At 41.0% G+C, this 2330-nt stretch carries 1 protein-coding gene; it reads left to right on the top strand.

Features of this window, described 5'->3' with window-relative positions; genetic code table 11:
* Positions 1-765: 765 nt before the first annotated feature.
* Positions 766-1491: an NYN domain-containing protein gene (locus L655_RS0117355; RefSeq protein WP_010554743.1), complete on the top strand. Its 726-nt coding sequence runs from the start codon at positions 766-768 to the stop codon at positions 1489-1491.
* Positions 1492-2330: the final 839 nt, after the last annotated feature.

Below are 2330 nucleotides of genomic sequence, written 5' to 3'. Positions count from 1 at the left end.
CTCAACACAAAGCTCAGGCGCATCTCATGCAAAAAATGTCTAAGGTGAAATATTGGTAATACATTGAACAGCCCCGTTTAGACCACACCCGCTAGGCTGTATTTGCCCACTTAGACTACACCGTCCCGCTTAGACTACACCGTCCTGCTTGGACTGCATTTGCTGAGGCATATTAGTGCCCGTTTAGACTACACCGTTCTGCTTGGATTGCATTTGCTGAGGCATATTAGTGCCCGTTTAGACTACATCCGAGAGGTGTATATCTGCCCACTTAGACTACACCGTCCTGCTTGGACTGCATTTGCTGAGGCATATTAGTGCCCGTTTAGACTACACCGTCCTGCTTGGACTGCACTTGCTGAGGCATATTAGTGCCCACTTAGACTACACCGTCCTGCTTGGACTGCACTTGCTGAGGCATATTTGGTCAGTCTGAGCCAGACATTGAACGATTATTGCCTTGGAACATCGATATCTAGGTGGTGTTTACATCTCTTCAAAGGGTCTTGTATAGTAAACCCTAGCAATGGGAATATGGACAGGAGTGGCGAACCTTTAAGACTAAAGGAGACCAAGTTTACCCTCTACCAGGGAAAGTTTAGTCAATTAATTTTGGTGAAAGAGCATCACAATGGATATAGAAATCGTTTGAAAGTTAATCATAGGTGCTGGAATTAAATTGTATCAAGCTGAATTTAAAAGAATGATTTTGGTCTAAAGTTCAAAAAAATTACATAACAAAATTTAAGTTGCAAGGAGGCTTCTTTGAGAGATAAAGAGAAAATTGCGGTATTTATTGATGCAGATAACGCACCTGCTCAAAAGATAGATAAAGTGCTATCCGAATTGGCGCGCTATGGTGTAGTCAACATTCGTAAAGCATATGGAAATTGGAAAAATCAAAACCTGAAGCCGTGGGAAGATGTGCTTCATGAATTTGCAATACAGCCGATGCAACAGTTCGATCTTACCAAGGGTAAGAATGCCACGGATATGGCATTAGTAATTGATGTTATGGATGTGCTGTACACTAAAGACATTGATGTTATTTGCCTAGTGTCGTCCGACTGTGATTTTACCCCCTTGGTAACTCGTTCTTTGGCTGATGGTAAATTTGTGATTGGCTTCGGTGAACGTAAAGCACCGCTAGCTTTCGTTAATAGTTGCTCACGATTCCTCTATCTTGACGAAGATTGCGAAAAAGAGCCCCCCATACAAAAACAAAAAAAGAACATAAAAAGTGACACTAAGTTAATTAATTTGCTTAGGCAAGCAATTGAGGCTGTCGAAGAAGACGATGGCTGGGCCATGTTAGGGCCAATCGGTACGCATATTTCAAATCACGCTTCCTTTGACCAGCGTAATTATGGCTTTAAGAAGTTGAGTGATTTATTTCAAGCTATAGACTTGTTTGAAATGAAAAAAACAAATGGCTCAGTTTTATGGATTAGGGATAAAAAGAAAGCAAAACAACTTAACAAGCCAAGGTAGGGCGCGTTATCAAAGTCCGTAATTGGCACGTGCCAGACCCTAAAATCGAATCTGGCATATATGCAAATTTAAGCATCAACTTATTGTTGGAGTTTTACTTTAGCGAGAGATTGCCAGAAGTTTAAATATTTCACCTGTTACTCATCACCTTAAAAGGCCAATGAGTTAGGCTTAAATTAATGGCCAATACCCGTCCTTCTTGGACTGGATTTGATTAAGATTGATTTCTAATATCATTATGCGTACTTTTAAGAAATATTTTATTATTTAATAACATGCTAAGGTTCATGTGAACTACTCGCAACTAAAGCAGCGAGCTTCCAAGATAACAGCCTAAGTCGCTAACTCTTCTTTTTTGACGCTTCGTTGGACACCGCTAGTCGAGATTTTGGCTCGGCTAGTCTTACGATTGCCTCCACGTCCACTATCTGACTTGGTTCATGAACAACTTCAGTACAAAAGGTTGTTAAAATCTTGGGATTGTGAGCTTTTGGAGTGCAATGGTGAGCCAGATCACCTTCACCTTTTAATTTCTGCTAATCCCAAGATGCAACCAAGTAAAATGGTGAACAGTTTAAAAACTGCTACATCAAGACTTGTGCGAAAGGAGTTTTCCGAACACTTGGGTGAGTTTTACTGGAAGCCAGTTTTTTACAGCAGAAGTTATTGTCTGGTTAGTTGCGGAGGTGTGCCACTTGAAATCGTGAAGCAATATTTAGCTCAACAGGAAGGATTTGATTAAAGCCACCACTTCGTGGTGGTGCGCCTTTCACCACCACCTAAATTAACTCGCTTTGGCTCATTAGATTTAGATGGAGCACTTGGCGCTATTGGGTAGA

It is taken from the genome of Pseudoalteromonas sp. TAE79, from assembly GCF_000498015.1.
GTDB lineage: Bacteria > Pseudomonadota > Gammaproteobacteria > Enterobacterales > Alteromonadaceae > Pseudoalteromonas.
This window is presented reverse-complemented; position numbering and strand designations above follow the sequence as displayed.